This window comes from Bradyrhizobium lablabi (assembly GCF_018129385.1).
Lineage (GTDB): Bacteria > Pseudomonadota > Alphaproteobacteria > Rhizobiales > Xanthobacteraceae > Bradyrhizobium > Bradyrhizobium lablabi_C.
The window spans coordinates 1-24,083 of the sequence record NZ_JAFCLN010000032.1 but is presented as its reverse complement, the minus strand read 5'-3'; the positions used below and the strand labels follow the sequence as shown (position 1 = coordinate 24,083).

The following is a 24,083-nucleotide window of genomic DNA, read 5'->3' as shown; positions in this document are numbered from 1 at the left end:
AGCCCGAAAAAGAATTCAGGTCACTACTCCCCGAAGATATCGCTTACTCCGGCGGAAGCCGATTGCTGCGCGCAGACTCGTCGTCACCCTTGCGATAGCTGTAGAGCATGAGCGTGATCAGGCCGCACCCGGCCACGAGAGCCAGGATGGCGGCAACTGCCATGATGATGTTGTCCTGGAGTGACATTGCTGGCGCCGCCCGCCATGCCGACACGCAGTACCAGGCTGCCCCAACAAGAAGAGCTGCCAGAACGGCAGCAAGAAGCTGTCGGCTCTTGCTGCGCACGGTTCCCTCCATCACCCGGGTAAAGGCTTGCGCGGTGTTCATGACAAACCTGCCGCTGATGAACGTGTGGATTGCCGGAAGCGTTCCTAGTACCACCGCCATCCGCAACGACGACGACCGCGGTGCCACCAGCAAGCCCAGCGGCGCCTGCGCGGCCGTGGGCGACCCCAGCCCGGGGCAGGGGCAGGGCCCCAACCGGGCGTGACCCCCCAACCAGGAGAGGCACCCCAACCGGGCGAACCCCAACCGGGCGAGGGCCCCCAACCGGGAGCGGGCGCTGCTCCCCACTGCCATCCGCATCGGCGACGACCGCGATCCCACCAGCAGACCCAGCGGCGCGTGCGCGGTGCGGGCTGGCCCCAGCCCGGGCCTCCCCAACCGGGACCAGGCCCCCAGCCGGGAGATCCCCACCATTGCGCTTGAGCCACGAGATCGGACGGCTTGCCGGCCAGGCCCAGACCGGGTGGGATCGGCATAGCCTCCGCGGTCTCGATCAAACGAACCCCGACGGCGCCGATCGCTGCGGCGGCAACGGCATTGGCCAGGAAAGCCCGGCGGGTGGGAGTGTCCATCGTCTTCTCCTCTCTTGTTACGCAGTCCTCCGCACCGATTGAGGCGCATAGAGCAGCCACGCCAGGCCGTGCGAGATCAGGTCGACGCCAAGCAGGAATCCAAGGAGCCAGACGATCGGCCACTCGGCATGCTATCGTCCCATCTGCAACGTCGACATCCGACGAAACCCTGAGCGATGAGGCGGGAATGTTCCCAGTGATCCGGCTGGAACCGCATCGATCTCGCAAGAGATCGCCGATACGGATTTATCGCCGTCCTCTCGGACCCAGCGTCAAATGGGTTACGCCGACGGCGAGGTTGAGTCCGATCGACCGCTCGACCGACAGCGGCTGCAACATGACACTCCGGCGCGAGCCACCGATCAGGACGTTGGCTCCGAGGCCGGGGCCGAATGCGACATTGCCGCTCGCTCCCACATAGCTGCCTCGCAAGGTGCCGGAGCCGATCCGCGAATTCTTGGCGAAGACGGCCCAGGACAGGGTACCTGCGCTGGTCACGCCCAGGTCGAGACCGGCGCGCCTGATCCGCCCCTCGTAGATGTATTGGCGAGGCGGCCGCCGAGCGTAGAACACGCAGCGCAGCGATTGCGCCGATCCAAGCACCATTCCCACGCGCGGCGTGCTGAAGCACACCAGTCTGCCGACCCTGAACGTATCGGCGCGGGCGGGCAGGGCGCCGGCACACAGCAAGGCCAATGCGCCGACGGCTCCGAGAAATTGCATCCTTCGCATTCAGACCTCCACTTGACTGTTCGCGTCGGCCGGCGTTGCCGCGGGCCTTCGGCCCTGACGAAGCCAGAAGGTGATGCCGAGGCCGATCAGAAACACGGCGCCCAGCAGGAAGAAGATGACGGACTGCTGTAGCCAGGATATCGCCGGGACCGCAGCGCCCATCGCAAAGCCGAGGAAGGAGATTTGCAGGGACAGAAGGCTGACGCCCGCGAGGAACGTGCCGAGCGCGAGCAACGTCAGCAGGACCAGGCTGGTTGCGGGCGTCGGCAGGAGTTGCTGGACGCCCGACACCAGCATGACGTTCATCGTGACCAGCACGGCAACCCAGTGCAGCGCCTGCGTCCAGATCAAGCGAAGCTGCGCCTCCTTGCCTGCGGTCTCCGGCCATTTGGTGACGACGCAAACGACCCCGATGGCAAGCGCCAGGAATTCCCAGTAGCCGATGAGGGGCTGGTGGGAGACGTTGGTATAGGCGACGCCCGCGATGGCAAGCACCAGCGCCACGATATAGGGGAGCTGCTGCCACAGGAAATGGGCCATTCCGGATTGAGGCCGGGGAGGCTCCATGCCCTCGTTGCGGCGCGCATCGATCTCACTCATGGGCTCACTCACGATTTGTCGGCTGTTGTTGGCTTGAGGTCGTCGCCGAGGTAGTCCTCGACGTAGAATCGGATGATTGCGACGCGGCCGACCGCGACCAGAGGCATGGCGAGCGCGATTCCCAGAACGCCGAACAATGCGCCCAGCAGGACGATCGCGACCAACGTCCAGGCGGGAGGAGTCTCGACCGCCTGACGCTGGATCAGCGGGCCGATCACATAGCCTTCGATCGACTGAATGATGGTGTAGACGACGATGGCCCAAATCAGCGGCGAGGGGCCGAGCGGCATCGCCACAAGTGCGATCGGAATCCCGGCAATGATCGGCCCGAGATAGGGGATCAAGTTGGAGAGACCCGCCTGTAACCCGAGCACGAAAGGACCGGGCAGCCCGATGAGATAGAGCGCGATCCACACGCACAGCGTCATGAGGATGATCCGGACCCACTGTCCGACCAGCCACAGCCGCATCACATTGCCCATTTCATCCATGACCGCGCGTGTTCGGGCGCGGTATGATTGCTTCACCAGCATCACCAGGCTCTCGCGATGGCTGGTGGGATCGAAGGCAAACAGGATCCCGAGGAACAGGATCACAAGGGCGCCGGCCAGAAGGCTCGACGCGCCGCCGAGCAGGATTTGGGCGTGGCTGAGAAACCGGCCCTGATCGGAAAACAGCCACTGTGCAAAATCTCGGCCCCATTCCGGACCGAGCAGATCGACGCCGTACGACATCAGATGCGCCTGAAGGACGTCGATCTGGGCGTCCATCACCCTCAGCAGCAGGCGCGTCTGCTCCGGCAGCTTGCGCATGCCCCAGAGCAGCCCGAATCCCGACAGGGCCGAGAACAGCAGAAGCACCAGCGTCAAGCGCCAGGCGCGATTGAGAGGAATGACCGGAGCCAAAGCCCTCGCCGAGGCATCCAGAAATGCCGCGAACAACACACCTGCAAAGACAATGAGGAGGCTCGATACCGTCTGCCACGCCAGGAAAAGGACGACGCATGCGGCGAGCAGAGCCAGCCCCGTTGCGAGAGCGCTGCGCCGCCTGGCGTGCTGATCGGCGGAATCATCACGCAGCATGGTTTCGCGCTTCTGTCCTGTCCTCGTATCGCTCATCGGACGAACCGACCGCAGGGGTGAAACGATCTACTGTGGCGCAGGAAGCTTGGTCCGAACACGACGGCTGCCAAAATGCGGATGTTTGCCGCCGCGATGACGCCAGTAGCGGTGCTTTGTCGGGTTTGTGTTTGTATTGGGCGTCGCGGTCTTCGTAGCGCTCTCCGTTGTGCTTTTAGGCGCGCCGGCATCCTTTGGCGCGAGCACGCCCTTGTCCTTCGATTGAGCCAGGGACAGGGTCGTAGATGCAGCCCCGGCTATCAATCCGCCAAGGATCAGAGCGCCGCATATGGTTCGGATATTCATATTCGCCTCCATGCGATTAGTACGGCGTCATCGGAACTGGTCACCGACCCGATCACGAGCGCGATGAACGCGGTGCGGGAGAGCTTCTGATCGGCCGCGTTTGACGAAGGAGCCATGACGGAAGATGGCCTTCCAATCGGAGATGAGGCGGGCACGACAGGCAGCTCGAGTCGCGGGATGCCGGCCAACTCTCTGCAAGGACCTTAGAGGCACCTTTCCCGTCCGCACATCAGGGATTCTCTGTAGAGAGCGATGGCAGGAAATTGGCTGGCCAGCATCCCCCAGGGGCCGCGTTCAGGTTGCCGCGACGGGCACGCCACGCTTTGATCGCGGCGGAATAGGGTGATTTACCTCCGGAACTCGGGTGATTGTCCGATATCCCGCGTGAAGGCTGGGGAATAGCTTGGCATCATGCTACGGGCGCGCGAGGAGGCGCAAGCAATGTCAAACTATGATCAGAACCTGACAGCCCCAGGCCCCTCCGGTAGCGCGATCGCGGTGGACGCCGGACTGCGCGCCTACATGATGCGCATCTACAACTACATGGCGGCAGGCGTCGGCCTGACCGCTGTCGTCGCGTGGCTCACCTATCAGCTTACCGGTCCCGAATTGCTTCAGAATCCGCTGATGTGGGTCTTCATTCTGGCGCCGCTTGCGCTGGTATTCTTCATCGGAGCGCGGATCAACACGCTGTCGGCGGCGACGGCGCGGCTTCTGTTCTTCGTCTATGCCGGCCTGGTCGGCGTCTCGCTCTCGATCCTGTTCCACATCTACACCAGCTCCTCGATCACTCGCGTGTTCTTCATCTCAGCCGCAACGTTCGGCGCGCTCAGCATCTTTGGATACACCACCCGGCGCGACCTGTCCGGGCTAGGCACTTTCCTGTTCATGGGTCTGATCGGCATCATCATCGCAAGCCTGGTCAACCTGTTCCTGCGCTCGACCGGGCTTGACTGGCTGATCTCGATCGTGGGCGTCGGCGTCTTTGCCGGGCTCACGGCCTACGACACGCAGCGGATCAAGGCGATGTACGACAGCAAGGATGACGAAACTTCGGCCGGCCGCAAGTCCGTGATTGCCGCACTTTCGCTCTACCTCAACTTCATCAACCTGTTCATGATGATGCTTCGCCTCGTCGGCAGCCGACGCTGAGAGGGAATGGCGGCCGTTCAGGCCGCCGGTCGCTCCGCCACGCTTGCGAGTGCATCGGCGGCCAGGACTGAAAAGCCGCTGGTTGACGCAATGCAGCAGATTAGTACGCAATCCGTTGACGCGGCATCCCGGAAAACCCTCAGTGAGCAGGGCTGAATGTTCCCGATTATCCAAGCCGGGACATCTCTCTCCCCAGTCTACGGCAGCGTCACGCTGAGCTCGCTCCATAGGTTCGCGAGCCACGAAGAGCCGATCCTCGCCATTGCCATTTACGAGTTCCATCCGGATTCGGCAAAGGCCAGCGTCTAAGGGAGAGCTGGGATACCACGTGTCAGCGAGAGAGAATTCTCTCGAAAAAACACACGGTTCGTGAAAATCCCGTTTGAAGCACTTTTAGTATCTGTTGCGTCACATTTGAGCTTCGCTCCCGGAGCGATGCTTCCCGGCCCGGCCCGCGCATTCGTGCATGTCCGGATTTCGTCTCACAGATTCGAAATTTAGCTCTTGCGGGAATACTACCTGGTGGTGTGGCCGTCCTGGCCGTGTATAATCAATCCACCGAAGGATGCGGCCTCTGATCCGGTTTTGGGATTCATGCCACGAGGGCGGGGCGGGAAAAAGCGGCTCACGATATCGTCGATATCGAGCGTCGCTTGAGAAGAGTGAGTGCGTATCGTGAAGTTGCGTAGCTCTCCAGCCTGCGAGTCGAATCGGGCCAGCGTCAGCGAATGGCTGCGAATTGGTTCGGAAGAAACGAGTGATCGGCTGTACTGGATGTTCGCAGCCGATCTTCTATTTGCAGTCCGCCCTTTGCACCGTGGGCGATTTGCGTACGAGGGGATAAATCCGGCGTTTGAAGCTCTTCTTGGCATCTCATCGGAGGAAATCCGGGAGATGGACGTCTCTGCCTGTTTGAGCAGGGAAGATGCCAGGGCCGTTTACGAGGCTCTGCACGCCTGTCTTGCCGATGGAGCAGAGGTCAGAATTCGCCATCGCCTCGCGCTTGGTGGTCCTCGGCGAACGATCGAGACCACCGTCGCTCCGATCTGCGATGCCGCGACCGGCAGCATGGTTCGCCTGATTGGCAGTCATCGTATCCTGAGCGAAGGCTCCCTTAAGGGCGCCGCTGAAGGAACCATCGACGCGCGGATGAATGTCAGACTGGTTTCCATTCAGGAGGACATCCAGCAAAAAATCGCATCGGATCTCCACGATTCGACCTGTCAGCATTTGATCGCAGCCAGCCTTGGCCTTATGCGGATCCGGGCCAGCCTGGGCGACCCCGTCAGCGCCGAGCGGCTTTGCGACGAAATCGATGCGTCGATCGACGAAGCGCTCAGGGAGATCCGGGCCTTTGCCTATCTGCTGTACCCCCAGCATCTGACCATCGACGGACTGAAAGCCACGATCGAGCACTATGCCGAGGGGTTCGCATCACGCACGTCGCTGCAAGTCAGCAGCAGGATCGCGTCCGACGTGGATCGATTGCCTTACGAGAAACAGCGCTCGCTGCTGCGGGTCGTCCAGGAAGCCCTGACGAATGTTTTCCGTCATGCCAAGGCGACCAAGGTGGAGATCGTCCTTGAGGTAGCTGACGGCCGCGTCCGGCTGACGATCAGCGACGACGGTCGCGGCATGCAGGCTGCCAGATCGCGATCCGGCACCAGGGCAACATCGCTTGGTGTTGGAATTCCCGCAATGCGAGCGAGGCTGGAACAGATCGGAGGCACAATCGAGATCCGCTCCGGTCCCGCGATGCGGCCCTCAGGCACCGTGTTGTGCGCGGTGTTTCCGCATGATTTTGCTGCCAACAAACGTAACCGACGAAAGGCCACCTCAGTCATCACAACTCACACAGGCACTCAATAGAGCCAAAACGCGAATCGCCGGTGACAGGCGGAAGCCGCCATTTCTGATGCCTTTCCGCTTGCATCGTGCAAAACGACCTGGAGTGTTCTGCCATGAAGCGGATTCTTATCGCTGACGATCACGAAGCGGTGCGGTCGGGGCTACGAGCAGTGCTACAGCAACGAGTGGATTGGGAAGTCGTCGCCGAGGCAAACGACGGCAGCAAGGCAGTTGCCGCGGCGATTGAGAGCCGGCCCCATGTTGCCATCCTCGATTTCTCAATGCCGCGAATGACGGGCGTGGAGGTTGCGCGGCGGATCAGGGATCATCCGTTGCAGACGGAGGTGCTGATCTTCACGGTGCACAATTCCGGTCTGCTCGCGCAACAGGCGTTCCAGGCCGGCGCCCGCGCGTTCCTGGTGAAGTCGGATGCGAACAAGCTGCTATTGGCGGCCGTCGACTCGCTTCTGGTCCACAAGCCGTTCTGCACCAGAAGCTGCATTAATGAATTGGATGGCGGATCGCGTGCCGATACGGGCAGGCATCAGGGACTCACGCCGCGAGAGCAGCTTGTCGTCAAGCTGGTTGCGGAGGGTTACAGCAACAAGGCTATCAGCGCCATCCTGAATCTCAGCGTCAAGACGACCGAGGCACATCGGGCGGCCGCGATGCGCAAGCTGGACGTGAATTCAACCGCGGGGCTGGTCCGATACGCGGTTCGGGCGAGGCTGGTCGAGGCATGACGATGACCTGAGCGGGTTTCACGTCAGTACATTCGCCGGGAGATCTCGGGGTTTTGTGGGATAACCCTTCCAGCAGCGATCGGTATGATCGTCCAGTTTGCTGCCGGTCACCTCAGCCGATCGCTTGAAGGTTCGGTACCGGCATACGGGAACGACGCCGTGAAGCGCATCGTGATTGCGGATGATCATGAAGTCGTGCGTTCCGGGCTTCGCGCGATCGTTGAAGCGCGTTCCAACTGGATCGTGAGCGGGGAGGCGACCAATGGCGAGCAGGCCGTCGCGCTGACGCTGGAAACCCGGCCGGACATTGTGATCGCCGACTACTCCATGCCTGTCATGAACGGACTGGAGATGAGCCGCCGCCTCAAGGCGCTCCATCTGCGCACTGAAGTGCTGATCCTGACGATGCACGAAAGCGAGGAACTGCTGACGGAAGCCATTCTGGCCGGCGTCCGCGGCTTCCTGTTCAAGTCGGATGCCCGGAAGCACCTTATTTCTGCGATCGAAGCCTTGCTGGACGGCAGGCCCTATTTCACCAGCGTCCTGCTGGAGAAGCTGCTCCACGACTACCAGGTCAACAAGCAGAATAAATCGGACATGCTGCTGACGTCGCGCGAGCAGAGCGTGGTCCAGTTGATTGCGGAAGGGCACACCAACAGATCCATCAGCGCAATACTGAAGCTGAGCGTGAAAACCGTCGAAACCCATCGGGCTTCGGCCATGCGCAAGCTCGGCATGTCGTCGACGGCCGAATTGGTCCGCTATGCCATCCGCAAGAAATTGGTTGCACCCTGAGAGCTTCAGGCGACCGGATCGAATTGAAGCATCTGGCGGAGCAGGCAAACCAGCGCTTGGTCAATCTTCCGAAGCAGCGATAGCCGCTGTCGTCAAAATGATCCGAACATCGTACCCAGTATCAGGACAGCGACAAGTGCGATAATGCAACTGACGATCACGGTCATCACCATGTCCAGATAGCTCTCACGGTGAGTAAGACCGCTGATTTGCAGCAACAGCAACACTGTGCCGTTGTGGGGAAGCGCGTCCAGGGTGCCGGCGCTCATCGTTGTTATGCGATGCATCAACTCGGGATCGATGTGATGCTCGGTGGCGAGCTTCATGAAGTCGGCGCCAAATGCATTGAGTACAATTGCCATGCCGCCGGAAGCGGTACCGGTGAGCCCCGCCAGCACATTCATGGAGAGAGCCAATGAGACCAGTGGTCCTCCCTGAACCGAGAATACCGCATCGCGAACCAGCCCAAATGCCGGCACCGCGGCCACGACTGCGCCGAAGCCGACAAGACTGGCGATCATCAGCATCGGCAGGGCGGCGGAATTCGCACCGGCGTCGAGACTTTCGCGCACGGATGGCAAACGTCGAAAGTTGATGAGAATGACCGTCAAGTTTGCCAACGCGAGAGCCACCAGGACCGACCAGACGCCGGACACGGCCCCGATCGTGATGCCGCCCCAGCGGGGCTCGGACAGGAACGAAAAATCGAGCCGCGGGAATACGACGAGCGCCATCACGAAATTGGTGACGATAACGACGACGATGGGCAGCATGGCCAGGACGAAGGGCGGCCCGCTCTCGGCCTGCTTGCCATGCGGTAACTCGGCCGGGTCGAAGTCGCCCGCCGGCGCCGCCTGCTCGCGGACCATCTCGTTGACGACAGGGACGGTTTCCGCCTCGCCAGCGTAACCTTCACCAGCCTTGCGCGCGGCCGCCTCGGCACGGCCAAGCCACCACATGCCGAAGACAAAGATGATGGCCGACGCGATGAGACTCAGGCCGGGGGCGGCAAAGGTAGTGGTGCCGAAGTACGGCATCGGAATCGCGTTATTGACCGAGGGGGTTCCCGGCATCACCGACATGGTGAAGGTAAATGCACCGAGGCCGACGGCCGCCGGTATCAACCGGCGCGGCAGATTGGCGGCCCGGAACATCTCGTGGGCCAGCGGGGCCAGCACGAAAAACGCGACGAACACGCTCACGCCGCCATAGGTCACGATCGCCGAGGCTGCCACCACCGCGAGCATCGTGCGGCTGGCCCCCAACTTCTTGGTCAAATACTGCGCGATGGCGCTGACCGAGCCGCTGTCGCCCATCAGCTTGCCGAACAGCCCGCCGAGCAGAAACAGGGGAAACCATTGCGCCACAAATCGCGCCGCTCCCGGCATGAAGGTCTGTGTCCAGTGGGCGAGCAGCGGTTCGCCCGAGAAGGCGGCCACGATGAGCGCCGCCGGCGGAGCGACCATCAGAATACTCCAGCCCCGGTATGCAAGCCACATCAGCAGGGCGAGACCGAGCAATATCCCAATGAGTCCCATGGTCCACCTTCTCCGACAAATCCGAGATGGAGATCCCGAACAACCGTAATGAATATCAAGCTACGGCGGCAGGCTTTTCAATATCGGGGGCACCCTCAGATACTCCCTCCAGGCGTTGCCGCGGCAGCAGGAACAACCACGTCACCAGCACGAAGGGCGCCGTCAGGGCCGGAATGGCGAACGGTGTCAGCGCAACGTTCAGCGCTGACTGGACGACCACCGTGAACACCGTGGCGAGGATCGTGTAGGCGACGACGCGCCAGCTCGGCTGATAGAAGACGGTACCGAGTGCGATTGCCGTCAGTACCGGACTGAATCCGAGGAGACCGCCGGTGATCAGCTCGCTCTCGGCGCCGAAGAGATGGGCCGTGAGCACAGCCAATATCGCGCCTCCGAGAGCGAAGGCGGCGGCTGCGAGCGAGTTCACGGCGAGCCCCGCCAGCAGGAGCAGCGCCGCGATGCTGCTGGCTTTCAGGAAGACCTGCGAGATGCTCAGGAACATTCCCTGCGCAAGATCAATCACCTGGAGCGGGCTTCCCTGGTAGGGCTGGAATGCGGTGACAACGTTGCCGATCGGCAGCGCGGCTCCTGCGAGGCCGGAAAATCCATACGTGGCCAACAGGAGAAGCCACGTTGTGAGCACGAACGGAAATGTGAGAGCGCCACCCCATGGCTTGACGACGTTGGTTGTCCCCAGCATCACGACGACGGATACGGCCGCTCCCAGTATCACATACACCCAAAGCAGCGGACCGGGAGCCAGGAACGTCGCCAGCGCGAGGCCGACGAGGATGCCGTTGAAGCCATAGAGCCCGGAATGGAGCGACTCGGTGTCGACGCGAAGCCATTGGGCCGTCAAGTTTGCCACGACGACGGCGAGGACGCCGGCAATTGCCACTCGGGGCACGCCGGCTACGTATGAACCCCAGGCGATCGCGGCCAGAAATAAAATCCCGGTTAGCGGGTTGTTCTGGAACATAACCTGTCCGATGCTGCGCAAATTGATGTCCAGGAATCGCATGATCCCTGACGACGCGGAGAGGCTCTCCCACTTATCCAGGATACTGTTCATTGTTGACTCCTCGAACGTGTCGACGTCCGCCGTTGGAGATCACCTGTTGGCACCGCCGATCCGCTAGCGCCACAGATAGGGCGGAGGTAGCGCGGCGCCGATCACCTCCTGACGTACCAGTCCCCAGAACTCGCGTACCTTGGCCTTTACCTGCGCGGTTTCGCGGCCCAACACCTTGAAGATCAGGCCGGCATCATTGGGCAAGCGACAAGCGCCAAACGCAACACCGTCCGCGAGGTCGATATCGGCCCCCGCACGCTCGTGGATGCGGTCTGCCTTGTCCTTGGGCGCGCACAGAATCACGTTGGCGAATACATCAAAAGAGTCCATCACGCCGGTCTGCCGCATCGCATATCGTCGCGGCTCGATTACCAGCTTCTCTGCGAACAAGGAGCGACCGTCGGGCCGCGCCGCCGCCGTTGATACCGACAGCACGGTTGCCCCGAAGCACTCGTCCGGATGATGGTGCTTTCGGCCCGGTTGAATGATTTCCGAAAGGAGCAACGTCGCCGACGGAGCGACCGAGATTTGCGTGTCGCTGATGAACCGCGAGTGCCGGTGCGGGATCACGGGTTCCGGAAGAAACTCCAGGTATGCGTCATCGGCAAGCGCAATAGTCTGGCTTTGCGCCGCGTAATTGGCGTCCATCGCATGGATCTTGGTCGCCGATTGGGAGGTGAGGTGAGCTTGCGCGCGCGGACGCAGGGTGATGTCCAGGGCGAGCCTGTCGCCTTGCAGCAAGCAGCCCGTGGTGGTGATCAAGAACACGTAGGCCAAACCCGGCATTTGCTCGTCGCAATGCAACGCGCGCTGCACCATGTAGGGAACACGGCGTTCCAGGTTTGCCAGGATCGTTTGGCCGGAGCGGTGCTCGAAACCCAGACGGAGGAAACCCGTCTTGCCCACCGTGCCGCTGCTCATCTGCGGCGGTTCATCCTGAAACGAGGCGAATTCCGGCATCGATGCGCCGAGCGTTTCGGCGCGTGCCCAGGGAGGGAAGGCCGCCGGTATCATGCGGAACGCCGTGCGCGCGGGTTGATATCGAACAGGAACTCCCGCTCGATCAGTGCGACCAACTCCGGAATACCTTCCCCTGTCTTGCAGTTCGTGAACAGGAACGGCTTGCGGCCGCGCATCATCTGCGAATCCTGCCTCATCACCTCAAGGCTGGCGCCGACATGGGGGGCCAGATCCGTCTTGTTGATCACCAGGATGTCGGAATACGTGATCCCGGGTCCGTTCTTGCGAGGAATCTTGTCGCCCGCGGCGACGTCGATGACATAGATGAAGTAGTCTACCAGCGCCGGCGAGAAGGTCAGCGTCAGGTTATCGCCCCCGCTTTCGATCAGCACGACGTCGCTATCCGGAAAACGCCGTTCCATATCTTCGACCGCGGCGAGGTTCATGCTTGGGTCTTCGCGCACTGCTGTATGGGGGCAGGCACCTGTCTCCACTCCGAGAATGCGTTCCTGGAGCAGAACACCCTTGAGCGTACGCTGAACGTGCTTGGCGTCCTCGGTCGTCACCACGTCATTGGTGATGATGAGAACCTTGATGCCGAGATCGAGCAAGCGCGGCGTAATGGCTTCCACGATCGCGGTCTTGCCTGATCCCACCGGACCGCCGATGCCGATGCGCGTGATATTCTTCGACATCGAAAAGCTCCCTTGAATGTCAGCTCATGAACAGACGCACATGCGCTCTGGTATGGACAGCGGCCAGAATCTCCGTCAACGGCGCAAAGCCTGCCATGTCCGACAGCCGCGCCGTCGCGGCGGCTTCGTACATCCCGCCCGTTTGTCCGGTAAGCTCGTAGAGAATCTTCTGCGTCTCGATGTGGCTGATCTTCATCAACCGTAAAGCTGCGCCGAGGATCGTCGTCGCAACGCCATACTGGTGCACGACAAACGCCTGGCTGGCAGGCAGACTCTGCACGGCAAAACTGATCGCCAATGCTACCGGGTAGCAACCGGGGGTGACAGACGTCTCAATACATTCACGCCACCTGCAAAGCAGCGGCCCGCCCACCACCTCCACGCCCATCTCGGTGAACTTCTTGCCCATGCGAACCGACATTGTCCGCGTTTCCTCAGAAAGCTTGCGTGCGTATACCAGCGCATCGATCCGGGCGAGGGTGTCGATGTCGCTAGTAGTTGCCGCGCGATGCGCGGCGATCAGCGCGATGCAGTCACCGCGCGCCGCCTGTTCCAACGCGGTGCGCGCGAACGCTCGAAGCGTTGCCGCGTCGGTGACGACACCTTCCTGAATGGCGGATTCCAGGCTGGAAGAGAACGCGAACGCGCCAATGGGAAACATCGAATCGCCAAATTGCAGCATCCGCGAGAGAAATGCGGTGCTGCTCGACGCATCGACGGCATCATTTTCGATAATCATGCGCAGAACCGGCCGTTGCCGGCGATGTTTGTCCGTGGCGAGCGGCTCCCGGATGAGGATGGACATGCGTCGGCGGATGTCCGTATACGCGTCCCGTCTCGGCCTCGACGCCCGCATAATTCTCATGCGTGTGTGAATGTACCGGCCCCTCCGCGCCACCGAAAAGCCGGCGTGATTCATGTGGGGCGAGATAGGGAACGACCTCCCGGCCGGGTACGAATTCGTAGCGGATTCCGTCAAAATGATGCGTATTCATGACGGACGCCATCACCTTGCGATCGACGGTGAGCGGGACATAGACGAGGTTGCCCTTGACCAATGCCGGCCAATGCTGATTGCCCATCGCGTGGCCCAGCTCAACGCATGTACGCATGGCTACTTCGGGCACAAAGCTCGCCAGACCGTCCAGATGCACGATCATCACGTCACGCAATTCGATTCTCGCGACCAAAGCCGAGAGCGTCGTGGCATCCCAGAGCAGCACATCTCCATCGCGGATGTGGGTGCCGCGGTCGATCGAGACCGCGATCTCAACACCCTTTGCAGTCGCCTTGCGGAAGCGGCTCTTCTGCGCCTCCCACTGGTCGATCTCCAGCCAGTCGCTCTTTCCGGCAGACACGCGCTCGGCCCAGACGGGATCGCCGATGTTGCCCAGAATGGTGTTGATGAGGATCACGGTGCGCTCCTCAACTAAAGAAATACTTCTGGTTTAACGAGACCGTCGTCAGGGGCGGCACGGTCGCGTGCTTGCCGTCGACGGTCACGGCGAAGGTTTCCGGGCTTACCTCGATTTTCGGCGTCCCGGTATTTCGGAGCATATCGCTCTTGCCGATCTTGCGCACGTTGCGTACCGGCATCACCTGCCGGCGAAGCCCCAGCCGCTCCTTGATTCCGGCGGCATGGGCGACGCCGGAGACGAATGTGATGCAATTGGCTGCCAGCGCATCACCGTAGGCGCCGAACATGGGCCGATAGTAGGTAGGCTGCGGCGTCGGCAGCGACGCGTTTGGATCGCCCATCACCGCCCAGCTTATGAAGCCGTTCTTGATGACGATCTTGGGCTTGGCGCCGAAGAACGCCGGCTCCCACAGGACGAGGTCGGCGATCTTGCCGACTTCGACTGAGCCCAGCACGTCGGCAATGCCGTGCGTGATCGCCGGGTTGATGGTGATCTTCGCCACGTAGCGCAGCACGCGGAAATTGTCGTTGCCGGGCGCGTCCTCCGGCAACTTGCCGCGCCCGGTCTTCATCGCATCGGCGGTCTGGATGCAACGCAGCCAGCATTCCCCGATGCGTCCCATGGCCTGCGAGTCGCTGGAGAACATCGAGATCACGCCGAGGTCCTGAAGGACGTTCTCCGCGGCGATGGTTTCGGCGCGGATTCGGCTCTCGGTGAATGCGACATCCGACGGGATGTCGGGGCTGAGGTGGTGACACACCATGATCATGTCATAGAGCTCTGCCTGCGAATTGATGCCGTAGGGGAGCGTGGGGTTTGTCGAAGACGGCAGGACATTGGGAAGGCCTGCGATCTTGATGATGTCGGGCGCGTGGCCGCCGCCGGATCCTTCGGTATGAAAGGAATGGACCGTGCGGCCCTCGAACGCCTCGATCGAATCGTCGATGAAGCCGGATTCGTTCAGCGTGTCGGTATGGATGCACACTTGAGTGTCGGTCTCGTCTGCGACGGTTAGCGCGGACCGAAGCACCGCTGGCGTAGTGCCCCAGTCTTCGTGACATTTCACGCCGACGGCACCGGCCTCGATCTGTTCGACCAGTGCCGCCTTGCCGTGTCCGTGCCCCTTGCCGAGAATGCCGACGTTGAGCGGCCAGTTTTCGAACGCGCGCAGCATCATACTGATGTTTCCGGGACCCGACGTGACCGTCGTGGCGTAGGAGCCGTCCGAAGGGCCGGTGCCGCCGCCGATCAATGTCGTGGTGCCGTTCGAAAGCGCCGCCTGCGCCTGCTGCGGAGAAATGAAGTGAATGTGTGTGTCGATCCCGGCGGCCGTCAGGATCAGATGTGAGCCCGAGATGGCATCGGTGGTCAGGCCAATCTCGAGGCCAGGCGTAACGCGATCCATCGTCTGCGGGTTGCCGGCCTTGCCGATCGCACTGATACGGCCGTCCCTGATCCCCACATCCGCTTTCACGACGCCCAGCACCGCGTCGATTACGGTCACGTTGGTGATCACAAGGTCAGGAGCGCCGCCCTTCCGCGTCACCTGATTATCCATGCCCATGCCTTCGCGCATGCTCTTGCCGCCGCCAAAGACGAGCTCGTCGCCGTAGCCGCCGCGCAGATCGCGCTCGATTTCGACAAACAGGCCGGTATCGCCCAATCGGATGCGATCGCCCGTCGTCGGACCGAAGAGGCCGACATATTCTTTCCGAGACATGGTAGGCATGATGGCCCTCGTTCAAGCTTTGCCTTTCGACGCGACCTCACGTCTTGATCGATCGGAAGCCTCGCTTCGCCGCCTGCGCCACCGCTTTGGATTTGACCGTGGCGGCGTCCTGGCCTGCGGTGGGACCGTCGACGAGATTGTTGAAGCCATAGACGGCGCGTTTGCCGCCGTAGGGAACGAGTTGAACATCGCGCTCGTCACCGGGCTCGAACCGCGTTGCTGTCGATGACGGAATGTTCAGGCGCAGCCCGAAGGCGGCTGCGCGATCGAATTCCAGCGCAGGATTGACTTCGAAAAAATGGAAGTGCGATCCGACCTGTATCGGGCGATCGCCGGTATTGCGCACCTTTAGCGTCGTCACCGGGCGATCGGCTTCGAATGTGATCGCCGCTGAACTGCACACGTAACCGCCGACCGGCACGTCCTCGGTCGCCGGGTCGACATTTGCGGCAACCGCGGGGCCAACTTTTGGTCCGGCCATGCTAGCCTCCTGTCAGGCATTCACTGGACGGGCGTGTGCACCGTCACCAGGCGGCTGCCGTCGGTGAACACCGCCTCGATCTGCACCATTGGAATGAGATCGGCGACGCCATCCATCACGTCAGCCTTGGTCAGGACGCTACGCGCCTCCCTGGTTACGTCCTCGATTGTTTTCCCGGCACGCGCCCCGTCAAGGGCGACCGCGGAGATGACAGCGACGGCTTCGGGATAATTGAGCTTGAGGCCCTTGGCCTTTCGCTTTAACGCGACATCCGCCATCGTGTAGACGAGCAGCTTGTCGAACTCTCTCGGAGTGAGTTGCATGCAATCCTCCGGGCCCTGCCTGGTTTGTTTTACTTAGGGAAAGCAGGAGCACGATTGAGCTGGTTGGGCTGCCGTTCCACGGGCCGTTTGTCAGAATCTGCGAGCAACGACAGCTACCCGGCATTAGGCCGACCACAACTGGTACGTGTCAATCAGGGTTCTCCCCCGGTCTCCTAACGGAATCACCCTGATGGACTGGCTGTCGCGGGCGACCGTATCGTCCTGACCTATCCGCGTGAAAAGTCCCTGGCTTCGATGCCATCTTGAAACATGCGCGATGACCGAAGCCGTCCTGAACGTCGTGTCCTTCCTGTTTCTCGGCTTCTTCCTCGGGATGCGGCACGCGACCGACGCCGACCACGTGGTCGCGATTGCGACGATCGTCAGTCGCGAGCGCAGCATGACCGGCTCGGCCCTGATCGGCGCCGCCTGGGGAGTCGGGCACACCGTGACGGTCATCGCGGTCGGCGCGGCGATCGTCGTGTTCGGGGTCGTCATCCCGCCGCGGCTCGGCATGTCGATGGAGTTCGCCGTCGGCATCATGCTCGTCCTGCTCGGCGTTCTCACCTTGACAGGCGTGGTCCGCACGGGCGGCGCGGCCCACGCGCCTACGGGCGTTCCTGGCGTACATGAGCTCGTCCACGATCATCTCCATGCGCACGGCGACTACTTGCACCGGCACCCGCATGGTCACGGCACCATCGCTCACGGACACGCCGACGAGCGCACGCCGCTGGCGCGGCTCGACCGCAGCGGCCTCGGCCGGATCGCGTTCTATGGCTGGCTGCGCCCCTTCGTGGTCGGCCTCGTGCACGGCTTGGCAGGGTCGGCCGCCGTCGCCCTGATGATCCTGTCCATCATCCGCGAACCGATGGCCGCGCTTGGATATCTGCTGCTGTTCGGGCTCGGGACTATCGTCGGAATGATGCTGATCACGCTGATGCTGGCGGCGCCGTTTACATTCACGGCGGTCAATCTGCCGAAATTCAATTGGCGGCTCCGCGTGGCGTCGGGCTTGATCAGCTTTTGCTTCGGGATGGTCCTGATCTACGGTATCGGGTTTGCCGAGGGCGGCCTGTTCACCGACACGCCGATCTGGGAACCCCATTGACCTGGCGCGCGCGGCTTGGAGGCAGCAGCAAGCAGGGACGTCCGAGAAGCTATTGATTTTGTTGAGGCAGATGGTGGACGCACAAGGGATCGAACCTTGGACCTCTCCCGTGTGAAGGGAACGCTCTCCCGCTGAGCTATGCGTCCGGGAATTTTCTTGCTGAATCAAGGGCCCGACGGGGCACCGGATCAGCAAATACGCTTACGCCAGAAGCGTGCGATTTACGAAGTGCAGGGCAGGGGTGTCAAGCCAAACAGCCCGGCCGCGGTCGGATAAAGCGGCTCACGCCCCCTGCTGGCGGGCGCGGGAGGCGTGCGATTGCAGCGCGCGGATGCGTTCGGCCAGCGTTCCACCGGCCACTTCGGCGGGAGTGCTGGGCGCGGCGACGTTGCCGTTGGCCGGTTTCGGCGCGACTTTCGGCGGGGTGGATGGTTCCGCGGCCACCAGCATGGCCTCGATCGCCGAATTCGGCCCTTCGAGCTGGATCGCAAGCTTTGCGACTTCGGCGGCGATGTCGTTGATGCGCTCGCGCAGCAGCGCGTTTTCCATCCGCTCGGTGGCCCAGGTGCTCTCGGCCTGCTGCTGCATGGCGTTGATGTCGCGCTGTAGCTTTGAGCGCTCGTCGCGCGTGATGCGGAGCTGCTCTTCGAGTGCGGCCTTTTCGGTGCGCAGCTTTTCGAAGCCCGGCGATTTGCCTCCCTCGTTCAGCGCGGCGATCTGAACCCGCAATTCCTTTACCGTGCGCTCGGCCACCTCATTGACCTGCCGCAACTGGCTGTTCTCGAGTTCGCGCTCGGCCAGGAGCTTGCCTTGCGTGGCGAGCCGCGCCTCGAGGTCGTTGACGCGGCTGCCGAGCATTTCGGCTTCCTTGACCTGCACGATCAGCTGCCGGTCCAGGTCCGTCACGCGCTGGCTCAAATTCTCGACCCGGCTGCGGGCCTCGGTGAGTTCGCGCGTCGCCTTTTCGGAATCCGAACGCTCCTGCGCCAGCCGCGTCTGCGTGTCGGAAAATTCCTTTTCGGCGTCGGTGACGCGGCCCTTCAACTGCTCGATCTGGGTGCGCACCGCGACCAACTCGACCTGGCGGCTGTCGGCCACCATCGCGCGATCGGAAAGCTCTGAATTGATCTTGGCCAGCTCGCCCTGCTTGTCGCTCAGGGCCTGTTCGGCGCTGCGCAGCATCCCGGTCTTGGCGGAAAATTCCTCCTCGGTGGCGCGAAGCTGCTCCTTCATCGCCTTCTCGCGCGCCTCCAGCGAGAAGATCGTGGCGTTCTTCTCGCCGAGCTCGACCTTCATGCGGTTGATCGCGTCGCTCTTCTTGCCGAGTTCGGCCAACTGGCTGGTGGTCTTGTTCTTCAATTGCTCGACGCTCATCTCGAGCCGGCGCGCCGACATGGCAAATTCCGCGCGGAGTTGGTCCTTGTCGGCCTGGATCTCAGCCATCGACAGCGGCGTTGCCGCTTCCATGCGCTTGGTGGTGAGCCGCACCGCGCGGTTGTGCACCAGCGGCACGATCATCAGCCCGCACAACATCGAGAGCAGAAAACCGATCGCCAGATACATGATCGGCTCGATCATGAGTGATACTCCCGCTCCGTCTGAGGCCTGCAACGCCGCATCTTCGCGCAAAGCGTCTGCATCGCGCGAAGATGATTTTCAGAAAATTTACCAAAGACCATGCCATGGGGCACGGGGAAAACGCCAGCCCATAGGCGCGTTAACGTGAATCCGTAACCAGAAGAAATGCCTGATCGGCAGGCACGTCTTGCACGGAGGTCAGAACGGGTTCCAGGTCGCCCGCGGCGTATATTTGAGATAGCCGATATTGGCGCCCAGCCGCAGCCCGATGCCGGAGCGAATCGGCACCAGCACGATGTTGTTGGCGGTGAGTGCGGTCATGCCAAAACCGCCGACGATGTAGGCCGAGCCGTCAATGCCGGCAAAGCGCTGATAGATCGCCTGCGTGGAAGGCAGGTTGTAGACCAGCGTCATGGTGCGCGCGCCGTCGCCGCCCCAGTCGAACCCGACCGACGGTCCCTGCCAGTATACCCGAAGGTCGCCGGCGTTCTTGGTGTAGAGCGTGCCTTCGCCATAGCGCAGGCCCGCGACAAAGGCGCCGGAGCCTTCTTCGCCCAGCACATAGCCGTTGGGCAGACCCCATTGGCTGACCGCCCGCTCGATGATCGAGGCAAGCCCCCGCGAAACATTGCCAAAGAATTTGTGGCCCGCCGAAACCAGCTCGTCCGGCCCGAACGTGTTGGGGGCCGGCTGGCGCTGCGGCGGCGGATATTGCGGCGGCGGCGCCGGCTCCGCAGGATATTGCGGCGGCGGCGGTTGGGCGGGGTACTGCGGCTGTTGTGCCGAAACGGGCACGGTCCAACACATCAAGGCGGCAAACGTCACCGCGGCAAGGCGTGTAGCGAAAGTCATGAAACTACCCCTAGGCACCGAAATTGCGGCCGCTGCCTTAACCTGACGCCAACATCCACGGCTTTAGGTTGCGTCCGATGTCCCCTCGACTCGAATGTTATCGATACCAACTATGACGGCAGAACGGCAGGAAAAAAACGGTTGGTGCCCCGGAATAGCCTTTATTGCGCTGCTGGCGGCCCTGCTTGCCTTGGCCGGCCTCGACCGGACGGCCGGGGCCGCGACCACCGAGCGGCTGGTCGTCAACCGCTATTCGGGTCTGGCGATCGAGGGGTTCGACCCCGTTGCCTATTTCACCGATGAACGCGCCGTCCGGGGCGTGCCCGACTACGAAGTGTCCGAGGCTGGCGCGGTCTGGCGCTTCCGCAACGAGAGCAACCGCGCCGCCTTTGCCGCCCATCCGGAAATCTACGGACCCCAGTTCGGCGGTTACGACCCGATCGACATAGCGCGAGGGGTCACCGCCGGGGGTAATCCCCGATTCTGGGTGGTGACGGGCCAGCGGCTCTATCTGTTCGGGCTTGAAGAGCATCGCGCGGCCTTTGCGGCCGATCCGCAGCGGTTTCTCACTGAGGCCGAAGCCCGTTGGCCGGCGCTTCAGCAGCAGCTCGCGCAGTAGATTTGCCGCGCTCAGACCTTCACTGCGGCCGGGTCGCCCCAGGCGATGAATTCCGGCACGATGAAATTCTCGCGCCCCAGGCCGAATTGCAGCTCGGCTCCCTTTGAATCCGTCACCTTGCCACCGGCAGCGGTGACCACGGCATGGCCGGCCGCGACGTCCCATTCCGAGGTGGGGCCGAGGCGGGGATAGATGTCGACCTGGCCCTCCGCCACCCGGCCGAATTTGACCGCTGAACCGAGCTGCGCCCGGACCGCCCCCGGCCGGCTGTCGATAAAGGCTTCGGTCCTGGCGTCGCCATGCGAGCGGCTGACGGCCGCGGTCCAGGGGGTGCCGGGCGGCGGACAGCGGCGGGTCCGGATCGGCTCGATGGCCGCGATGGACTGATCCGCGATGCTGAGCCGTTCGGCGTCGCGCCCGACCAGCCCTCGCCACACGAGGCCAAGCGCCGGAGCCCCGACGATACCGAGCAGCGGCTTGCCTTCCGTGACCAGCGCCAGATTGACCGTAAACTCGTTGCGGCCGGCGACGAATTCCTTAGTGCCGTCGAGCGGATCGATCAGGAAGAAACTGTCCTTGTACGGCGGCCTCGCCAGACCGACGCGCTCTTCCGACAGCGACGGTATCTGCGGCGCGAGCCGGCTCAGCCCGTCGCCGATGATGCGGTCGGCGGCGAGATCGGCCTCCGTGACCGGTGAGCCGTCGAGCTTGCCGTCGACCTTCATCGCGGATCGGTTGACCGCAAGGATCGCGGCGCCTGCCCGAATCACGAGCTCCGTCAGCGGTTCGATCAGCCCGGCCGCGAGTTCGACGCCGATGCGCTGCGCATGTGCCTGTTTCACCGGCATGCCTTGTTTTTGTCAGGACTCATTGTTGTTTGTCACTTCCCTTCATGTCCGTCCCGTGCTGGTCGCATGCGCATGCACAGTGTATCAAGCGGAAAAGCTTGCATGATTCGTATTTCGGCCCGCGCCGTAACGGCTTTCCAGGAACATCCGATGTCCGGCAATCTACCTTCTCCCGATGCCCTTGAACTGGCGGCGCTGCTCTGTTCGCGGGTCTGTCACGACCTCATCAGCCCGGTCGGCGCGATCGTCAATGGGCTTGAAGTGCTCGACGACAATCCCAAGCCGGAAGACCGCGATTTTGCCCTCGACCTGATCCGCAAGAGCGCCAGGACCGCCTCCGCCCGGCTCCAGTTCTGCCGGCTTGCCTTCGGCGCGGCCGGATCGTCCGGCGCGCAGATCGATCTTGGCGATGCTCAGGCTACGGCGAAGGGGCATATCGAAGACGGCAAGATCACGCTGACCTGGAATCTGCCGCGGCTGCTGTTGCCGAAGAACCGCGTCAAGCTTTTGCTCAACATGCTCATCGTCGCGCAACAAACCATTCCGCGCGGCGGTACGCTGACCATCGATCCCGTTGGCGATGGCGAGGCCATGAGCTTTCGCATTACCGCCGTCGGCCTCAATGCGCGCGTGCCGCAGAACATCGTCGACATGCTGAACTCGACCTCGAACGCGGTCGATGCTCATGCGGTGCAGCCTTACTACACGCGGCTGCTGGGGCAGGCCTGCGGGCTGAAAGTGACGCTGACACCGGAAGGCGAAGCGGTGATCATCGCCGCCTCGTAAGCGCGGCGTTGGCGTCGATAGTTAACGGCTGGTTTACAGATTGAGGCGGGATTCATTGAACCCGTCTTATCTATTTGTTGAGGCCGTTCTTTTCCAATTGCTCAACCAAACTTAAACGCTTTCGATAGAAGCTGGCCGAACTCCAAGAGGCGCGTCGATGTCGCGCGTCCATGTGTTCGAAGGCCAGTTTCATGGATGATTTATTGCGGGAGTTCTTGACCGAGACCAGCGAGAGCCTGGACACGGTCGACAATCAGTTGGTTCGGTTCGAGCAGGACCCGAACAACGCAAAGATCCTCGATAACATCTTCCGCCTGGTCCACACGATCAAAGGCACCTGCGGCTTTCTTGGCCTGCCGCGGCTGGAAGCGCTTGCTCATGCCGGCGAGACCCTAATGGGCAAGTTTCGCGACGGCATGCCGGTGACTGCCGAGGCCGTCACGCTGATCCTATCCTCGATCGACCGCATCAAGGAGATTTTGGCAGGGCTGGAGGCCACCGAGGCCGAGCCCGATGGCAGCGATCGCGATCTGATCGATCAACTGGAAGCGATGGTCGAGCGGGGCATGGCGGCAATGGCGGCGGAGGCGGCCGCGCCCGTTGTTGCTTCGCCTCCGACTCAGCCTGTCGCGCCCAAGCACGCCCAAGGGACCTTGGTCGAGCAGACCCTGGAGCGCGCGCTGCGCCCGGGCGAAGTCTCGCTCGATGAGCTCGAGCGCGCCTTCCGCGAAACCGAGGCCGAGGTGACATCAGCTGCTCCCGCTGCCGCCCCAAAGGTGGCCATCGCCGAGGAGCCCGCGAAGGAGAAGAAGGTCCTGAAGAAACAGGCTTCCGCTTCTGTCGAGGGCGAGATGGCCGAGAGCGACAAGGTCGCCAACCAGTCGATCCGGGTCAATGTCGACACCCTCGAGCATCTCATGACCATGGTCTCCGAGCTGGTCTTGACCCGTAACCAGCTTCTGGAAATCTCCCGCCGCAACGAAGACACCGAGTTCAAGGTGCCGCTGCAACGGCTCTCCAACGTCACCGCCGAGTTGCAGGAAGGCGTCATGAAGACGCGCATGCAGCCGATCGGCAATGCCTGGCAAAAGCTGCCACGGATTGTCCGCGACCTCTCCGGCGAACTCGGCAAGCAGATCGAGCTGGAGATGCACGGCGCCGACACCGAGCTCGACCGGCAGGTGCTCGACCTGATCAAGGATCCCTTGACCCACATGGTCCGCAACTCCGCCGACCATGGCCTGGAGACGGTGGCCGAGCGGCTGGCCTCCGGCAAGGGCGAGCAGGGCACCATAAGACTGTCCGCCTATCACGAGGGCGGCCACATCATCATCTGCATCGCCGACAACGGACGCGGCCTCAACACCGAACGGATCAAGGCCAAGGCGCTGGCCAATGGCCTCGTCTCCGAGGCTGATCTGGAAAAAATGTCGGAAGCGCAGATCCACAAGTTTATCTTTGCGCCCGGCTTCTCCACCGCCGCGCAAGTGACCTCGGTGTCCGGCCGCGGCGTCGGCATGGACGTGGTCCGCACCAATATCGACCAGATCGGCGGCACCATCGACATCAAGTCCGTGGCCGGCGAAGGAACCAGCGTCACCATCAAGATCCCGCTGACCTTGGCGATCGTCTCGGCGCTGATCGTGGAAGCCGGCGGCGACCGCTTTGCCATCCCCCAGCTCTCGGTGGTCGAACTGGTTCGCGCCCGCGCCAATAGCGAACACCGCATCGAGCGCATCAAGGACACCGCGGTCTTGCGGCTGCGCAACAAGCTGCTGCCGCTCATCCACCTCAAGAAGCTTTTGAAGATCGACGACGGCGCCACCTCCGATCCCGAGAACGGCTTTATCGTGGTGACGCAAGTTGGCAGCCAGACCTTTGGCATCGTGGTCGACGGCGTGTTCCACACCGAAGAAATCGT

General features: G+C 62.3%; 25 protein-coding genes and 1 tRNA gene. 9 read left to right on the top strand and 17 right to left on the bottom strand.

The genetic code is table 11. The features are described from left to right. Positions 1-43 precede the first annotated feature (43 nt). The gene (locus JQ628_RS33165; protein ID WP_249128719.1) at positions 44-328 is read right to left on the bottom strand and encodes a hypothetical protein; all 285 of its coding nucleotides are present in this window, start codon (positions 326-328) and stop codon (positions 44-46) included. Between JQ628_RS33165 and JQ628_RS33160 the strand changes: the two genes are divergently transcribed. Further along, complete coding sequence (locus tag JQ628_RS33160; RefSeq protein WP_212230494.1) at positions 327-491, top strand: hypothetical protein; 165 nt, start codon at positions 327-329, stop codon at positions 489-491. The two genes, JQ628_RS33165 and JQ628_RS33160, sit on opposite strands and share 2 nt — an antisense overlap. 613 nt (positions 492-1,104) lie before the next feature. Here the strand turns inward: JQ628_RS33160 and JQ628_RS33155 are convergent. Genes JQ628_RS33155 through JQ628_RS33145 form a run of 3 tightly spaced genes read right to left on the bottom strand, consistent with a single transcriptional unit; the run spans position 1,105 to position 3,308 of the window. Then, the gene (locus JQ628_RS33155; RefSeq protein WP_433996184.1) at positions 1,105-1,581 is read right to left on the bottom strand and encodes a DUF992 domain-containing protein; all 477 of its coding nucleotides are present in this window, start codon (positions 1,579-1,581) and stop codon (positions 1,105-1,107) included. Between the two features lie 9 nt (positions 1,582-1,590). After that, the gene (locus JQ628_RS33150; RefSeq protein ID WP_212230491.1) at positions 1,591-2,190 is read right to left on the bottom strand and encodes a hypothetical protein; all 600 of its coding nucleotides are present in this window, start codon (positions 2,188-2,190) and stop codon (positions 1,591-1,593) included. A gap of 8 nt (positions 2,191-2,198) precedes the next feature. After that, on the bottom strand, positions 2,199-3,308 hold the full coding sequence (locus JQ628_RS33145; protein ID WP_212230489.1) for an AI-2E family transporter: 1,110 nt from the start codon (positions 3,306-3,308) through the stop codon (positions 2,199-2,201). Between the two features lie 747 nt (positions 3,309-4,055). On the opposite strand from JQ628_RS33145, the gene JQ628_RS33140 reads away from it, so the two are divergent. From JQ628_RS33140 to JQ628_RS33125, 4 genes are all read left to right on the top strand, one after another. Continuing rightward, positions 4,056-4,766 (top strand): Bax inhibitor-1/YccA family protein, encoded by a 711-nt coding sequence (locus JQ628_RS33140; RefSeq protein ID WP_212230487.1) that lies wholly within the window; start codon positions 4,056-4,058, stop codon positions 4,764-4,766. A gap of 666 nt (positions 4,767-5,432) precedes the next feature. Then, a complete protein-coding gene (locus JQ628_RS33135) occupies positions 5,433-6,635 on the top strand; it encodes an ATP-binding protein (protein WP_349628156.1) in 1,203 nt (400 codons plus the stop codon). 92 nt (positions 6,636-6,727) lie between these two features. Beyond that, the gene (locus JQ628_RS33130) at positions 6,728-7,357 is read left to right on the top strand and encodes a response regulator (RefSeq protein WP_212230524.1); all 630 of its coding nucleotides are present in this window, start codon (positions 6,728-6,730) and stop codon (positions 7,355-7,357) included. 159 nt (positions 7,358-7,516) lie between these two features. Beyond that, the gene (locus JQ628_RS33125) at positions 7,517-8,152 is read left to right on the top strand and encodes a response regulator (protein WP_212230485.1); all 636 of its coding nucleotides are present in this window, start codon (positions 7,517-7,519) and stop codon (positions 8,150-8,152) included. A 92-nt stretch (positions 8,153-8,244) separates the two neighbouring features. On the opposite strand, the gene JQ628_RS33120 is transcribed toward JQ628_RS33125, so the two are convergent. The 9 genes from JQ628_RS33120 to JQ628_RS33080 all read right to left on the bottom strand — a co-directional run bounded on the left by JQ628_RS33120 (position 8,245) and on the right by JQ628_RS33080 (position 16,368). Then, entirely contained in the window at positions 8,245-9,690 is a 1,446-nt protein-coding gene (locus tag JQ628_RS33120) for a GntP family permease (protein ID WP_212230477.1), read from the bottom strand. 55 nt (positions 9,691-9,745) lie between these two features. Next, positions 9,746-10,762 (bottom strand): urea transporter, encoded by a 1,017-nt coding sequence (yut, locus tag JQ628_RS33115; protein WP_212230469.1) that lies wholly within the window; start codon positions 10,760-10,762, stop codon positions 9,746-9,748. A gap of 63 nt (positions 10,763-10,825) precedes the next feature. Next, a complete protein-coding gene (locus JQ628_RS33110; protein ID WP_212230467.1) occupies positions 10,826-11,776 on the bottom strand; it encodes an urease accessory protein UreD in 951 nt (316 codons plus the stop codon). Further along, positions 11,773-12,417, bottom strand: coding sequence for an urease accessory protein UreG (ureG, locus tag JQ628_RS33105; protein WP_212230465.1), 645 nt, complete (start codon positions 12,415-12,417; stop codon positions 11,773-11,775). Before ureG ends, JQ628_RS33110 begins: the two co-directional genes overlap by 4 nt. Before the next feature lie 19 nt (positions 12,418-12,436). Beyond that, on the bottom strand, positions 12,437-13,156 hold the full coding sequence (locus JQ628_RS33100; protein ID WP_212230522.1) for an urease accessory protein UreF: 720 nt from the start codon (positions 13,154-13,156) through the stop codon (positions 12,437-12,439). Next, positions 13,140-13,832, bottom strand: coding sequence for an urease accessory protein UreE (gene ureE, locus JQ628_RS33095; protein ID WP_212230457.1), 693 nt, complete (start codon positions 13,830-13,832; stop codon positions 13,140-13,142). The genes JQ628_RS33100 and ureE overlap by 17 nt, the downstream gene beginning before the upstream one ends. A 10-nt stretch (positions 13,833-13,842) precedes the next feature. Continuing rightward, a complete protein-coding gene (locus JQ628_RS33090; RefSeq protein WP_212230455.1) occupies positions 13,843-15,564 on the bottom strand; it encodes an urease subunit alpha in 1,722 nt (573 codons plus the stop codon). A gap of 37 nt (positions 15,565-15,601) precedes the next feature. After that, positions 15,602-16,045, bottom strand: a complete 444-nt coding sequence (locus tag JQ628_RS33085; protein ID WP_212230446.1) for an urease subunit beta — start codon at positions 16,043-16,045, stop codon at positions 15,602-15,604. Between the two features lie 20 nt (positions 16,046-16,065). Continuing rightward, positions 16,066-16,368, bottom strand: coding sequence for an urease subunit gamma (locus JQ628_RS33080; RefSeq protein ID WP_212230444.1), 303 nt, complete (start codon positions 16,366-16,368; stop codon positions 16,066-16,068). A gap of 277 nt (positions 16,369-16,645) precedes the next feature. On the opposite strand from JQ628_RS33080, the gene JQ628_RS33075 reads away from it, so the two are divergent. After that, positions 16,646-17,479, top strand: a complete 834-nt coding sequence (locus JQ628_RS33075; RefSeq protein WP_212230442.1) for a hypothetical protein — start codon at positions 16,646-16,648, stop codon at positions 17,477-17,479. A 71-nt stretch (positions 17,480-17,550) separates the two neighbouring features. Here the strand turns inward: JQ628_RS33075 and JQ628_RS33070 are convergent. The 3 genes from JQ628_RS33070 to JQ628_RS33060 all read right to left on the bottom strand — a co-directional run bounded on the left by JQ628_RS33070 (position 17,551) and on the right by JQ628_RS33060 (position 19,909). Then, a tRNA-Val gene (locus tag JQ628_RS33070) sits at positions 17,551-17,625 on the bottom strand. 136 nt (positions 17,626-17,761) lie between these two features. After that, positions 17,762-19,057: a hypothetical protein gene (locus JQ628_RS33065; protein ID WP_212230440.1), complete on the bottom strand. Its 1,296-nt coding sequence runs from the start codon at positions 19,055-19,057 to the stop codon at positions 17,762-17,764. Between the two features lie 198 nt (positions 19,058-19,255). Next, positions 19,256-19,909, bottom strand: a complete 654-nt coding sequence (locus tag JQ628_RS33060; protein ID WP_212230438.1) for a DUF1134 domain-containing protein — start codon at positions 19,907-19,909, stop codon at positions 19,256-19,258. A gap of 112 nt (positions 19,910-20,021) precedes the next feature. On the opposite strand from JQ628_RS33060, the gene JQ628_RS33055 reads away from it, so the two are divergent. Then, the gene (locus JQ628_RS33055) at positions 20,022-20,528 is read left to right on the top strand and encodes a YHS domain-containing (seleno)protein (RefSeq protein ID WP_212230436.1); all 507 of its coding nucleotides are present in this window, start codon (positions 20,022-20,024) and stop codon (positions 20,526-20,528) included. An 11-nt stretch (positions 20,529-20,539) separates the two neighbouring features. Here the strand turns inward: JQ628_RS33055 and JQ628_RS33050 are convergent, their stop codons facing one another. Then, positions 20,540-21,376, bottom strand: coding sequence for a 3'(2'),5'-bisphosphate nucleotidase CysQ family protein (locus JQ628_RS33050; RefSeq protein ID WP_212230434.1), 837 nt, complete (start codon positions 21,374-21,376; stop codon positions 20,540-20,542). 150 nt (positions 21,377-21,526) lie between these two features. On the opposite strand from JQ628_RS33050, the gene chpT reads away from it, so the two are divergent. Both chpT and JQ628_RS33040 read left to right on the top strand, forming a co-directional pair. Further along, positions 21,527-22,162: a histidine phosphotransferase ChpT gene (gene chpT, locus JQ628_RS33045; protein WP_249128721.1), complete on the top strand. Its 636-nt coding sequence runs from the start codon at positions 21,527-21,529 to the stop codon at positions 22,160-22,162. Positions 22,163-22,353: 191 nt separating this feature from the next. Beyond that, positions 22,354-24,083 (top strand): chemotaxis protein CheA (locus tag JQ628_RS33040; RefSeq protein ID WP_212230430.1); only part of this gene is annotated, 1,730 nt, incomplete at its 3' end.

Bases quoted from the DNA above. Each gene is read 5' to 3' on its own strand.
- JQ628_RS33160 (WP_212230494.1), top strand. From the start codon at position 327: ATGACAAACCTGCCGCTGATGAACGTGTGGATTGCCGGAAGCGTTCCT.
- JQ628_RS33165 (WP_249128719.1), bottom strand. From the start codon at position 328: ATGAACACCGCGCAAGCCTTTACCCGGGTGATGGAGGGAACCGTGCGC.
- JQ628_RS33155 (WP_433996184.1), bottom strand. From the start codon at position 1,581: ATGCAATTTCTCGGAGCCGTCGGCGCATTGGCCTTGCTGTGTGCCGGC.
- JQ628_RS33150 (WP_212230491.1), bottom strand. From the start codon at position 2,190: ATGAGTGAGATCGATGCGCGCCGCAACGAGGGCATGGAGCCTCCCCGG.
- JQ628_RS33145 (WP_212230489.1), bottom strand. From the start codon at position 3,308: ATGAGCGATACGAGGACAGGACAGAAGCGCGAAACCATGCTGCGTGAT.
- JQ628_RS33140 (WP_212230487.1), top strand. From the start codon at position 4,056: ATGTCAAACTATGATCAGAACCTGACAGCCCCAGGCCCCTCCGGTAGC.
- JQ628_RS33130 (WP_212230524.1), top strand. From the start codon at position 6,728: ATGAAGCGGATTCTTATCGCTGACGATCACGAAGCGGTGCGGTCGGGG.
- JQ628_RS33120 (WP_212230477.1), bottom strand. From the start codon at position 9,690: ATGGGACTCATTGGGATATTGCTCGGTCTCGCCCTGCTGATGTGGCTT.
- yut (WP_212230469.1), bottom strand. From the start codon at position 10,762: ATGAACAGTATCCTGGATAAGTGGGAGAGCCTCTCCGCGTCGTCAGGG.
- JQ628_RS33110 (WP_212230467.1), bottom strand. From the start codon at position 11,776: ATGATACCGGCGGCCTTCCCTCCCTGGGCACGCGCCGAAACGCTCGGC.
- ureG (WP_212230465.1), bottom strand. From the start codon at position 12,417: ATGTCGAAGAATATCACGCGCATCGGCATCGGCGGTCCGGTGGGATCA.
- JQ628_RS33100 (WP_212230522.1), bottom strand. From the start codon at position 13,156: ATGATTATCGAAAATGATGCCGTCGATGCGTCGAGCAGCACCGCATTT.
- JQ628_RS33090 (WP_212230455.1), bottom strand. From the start codon at position 15,564: ATGCCTACCATGTCTCGGAAAGAATATGTCGGCCTCTTCGGTCCGACG.
- JQ628_RS33085 (WP_212230446.1), bottom strand. From the start codon at position 16,045: ATGGCCGGACCAAAAGTTGGCCCCGCGGTTGCCGCAAATGTCGACCCG.
- JQ628_RS33080 (WP_212230444.1), bottom strand. From the start codon at position 16,368: ATGCAACTCACTCCGAGAGAGTTCGACAAGCTGCTCGTCTACACGATG.
- JQ628_RS33075 (WP_212230442.1), top strand. From the start codon at position 16,646: ATGACCGAAGCCGTCCTGAACGTCGTGTCCTTCCTGTTTCTCGGCTTC.
- JQ628_RS33065 (WP_212230440.1), bottom strand. From the start codon at position 19,057: ATGATCGAGCCGATCATGTATCTGGCGATCGGTTTTCTGCTCTCGATG.
- JQ628_RS33060 (WP_212230438.1), bottom strand. From the start codon at position 19,909: ATGACTTTCGCTACACGCCTTGCCGCGGTGACGTTTGCCGCCTTGATG.
- JQ628_RS33055 (WP_212230436.1), top strand. From the start codon at position 20,022: ATGACGGCAGAACGGCAGGAAAAAAACGGTTGGTGCCCCGGAATAGCC.
- JQ628_RS33050 (WP_212230434.1), bottom strand. From the start codon at position 21,376: ATGCCGGTGAAACAGGCACATGCGCAGCGCATCGGCGTCGAACTCGCG.
- chpT (WP_249128721.1), top strand. From the start codon at position 21,527: ATGTCCGGCAATCTACCTTCTCCCGATGCCCTTGAACTGGCGGCGCTG.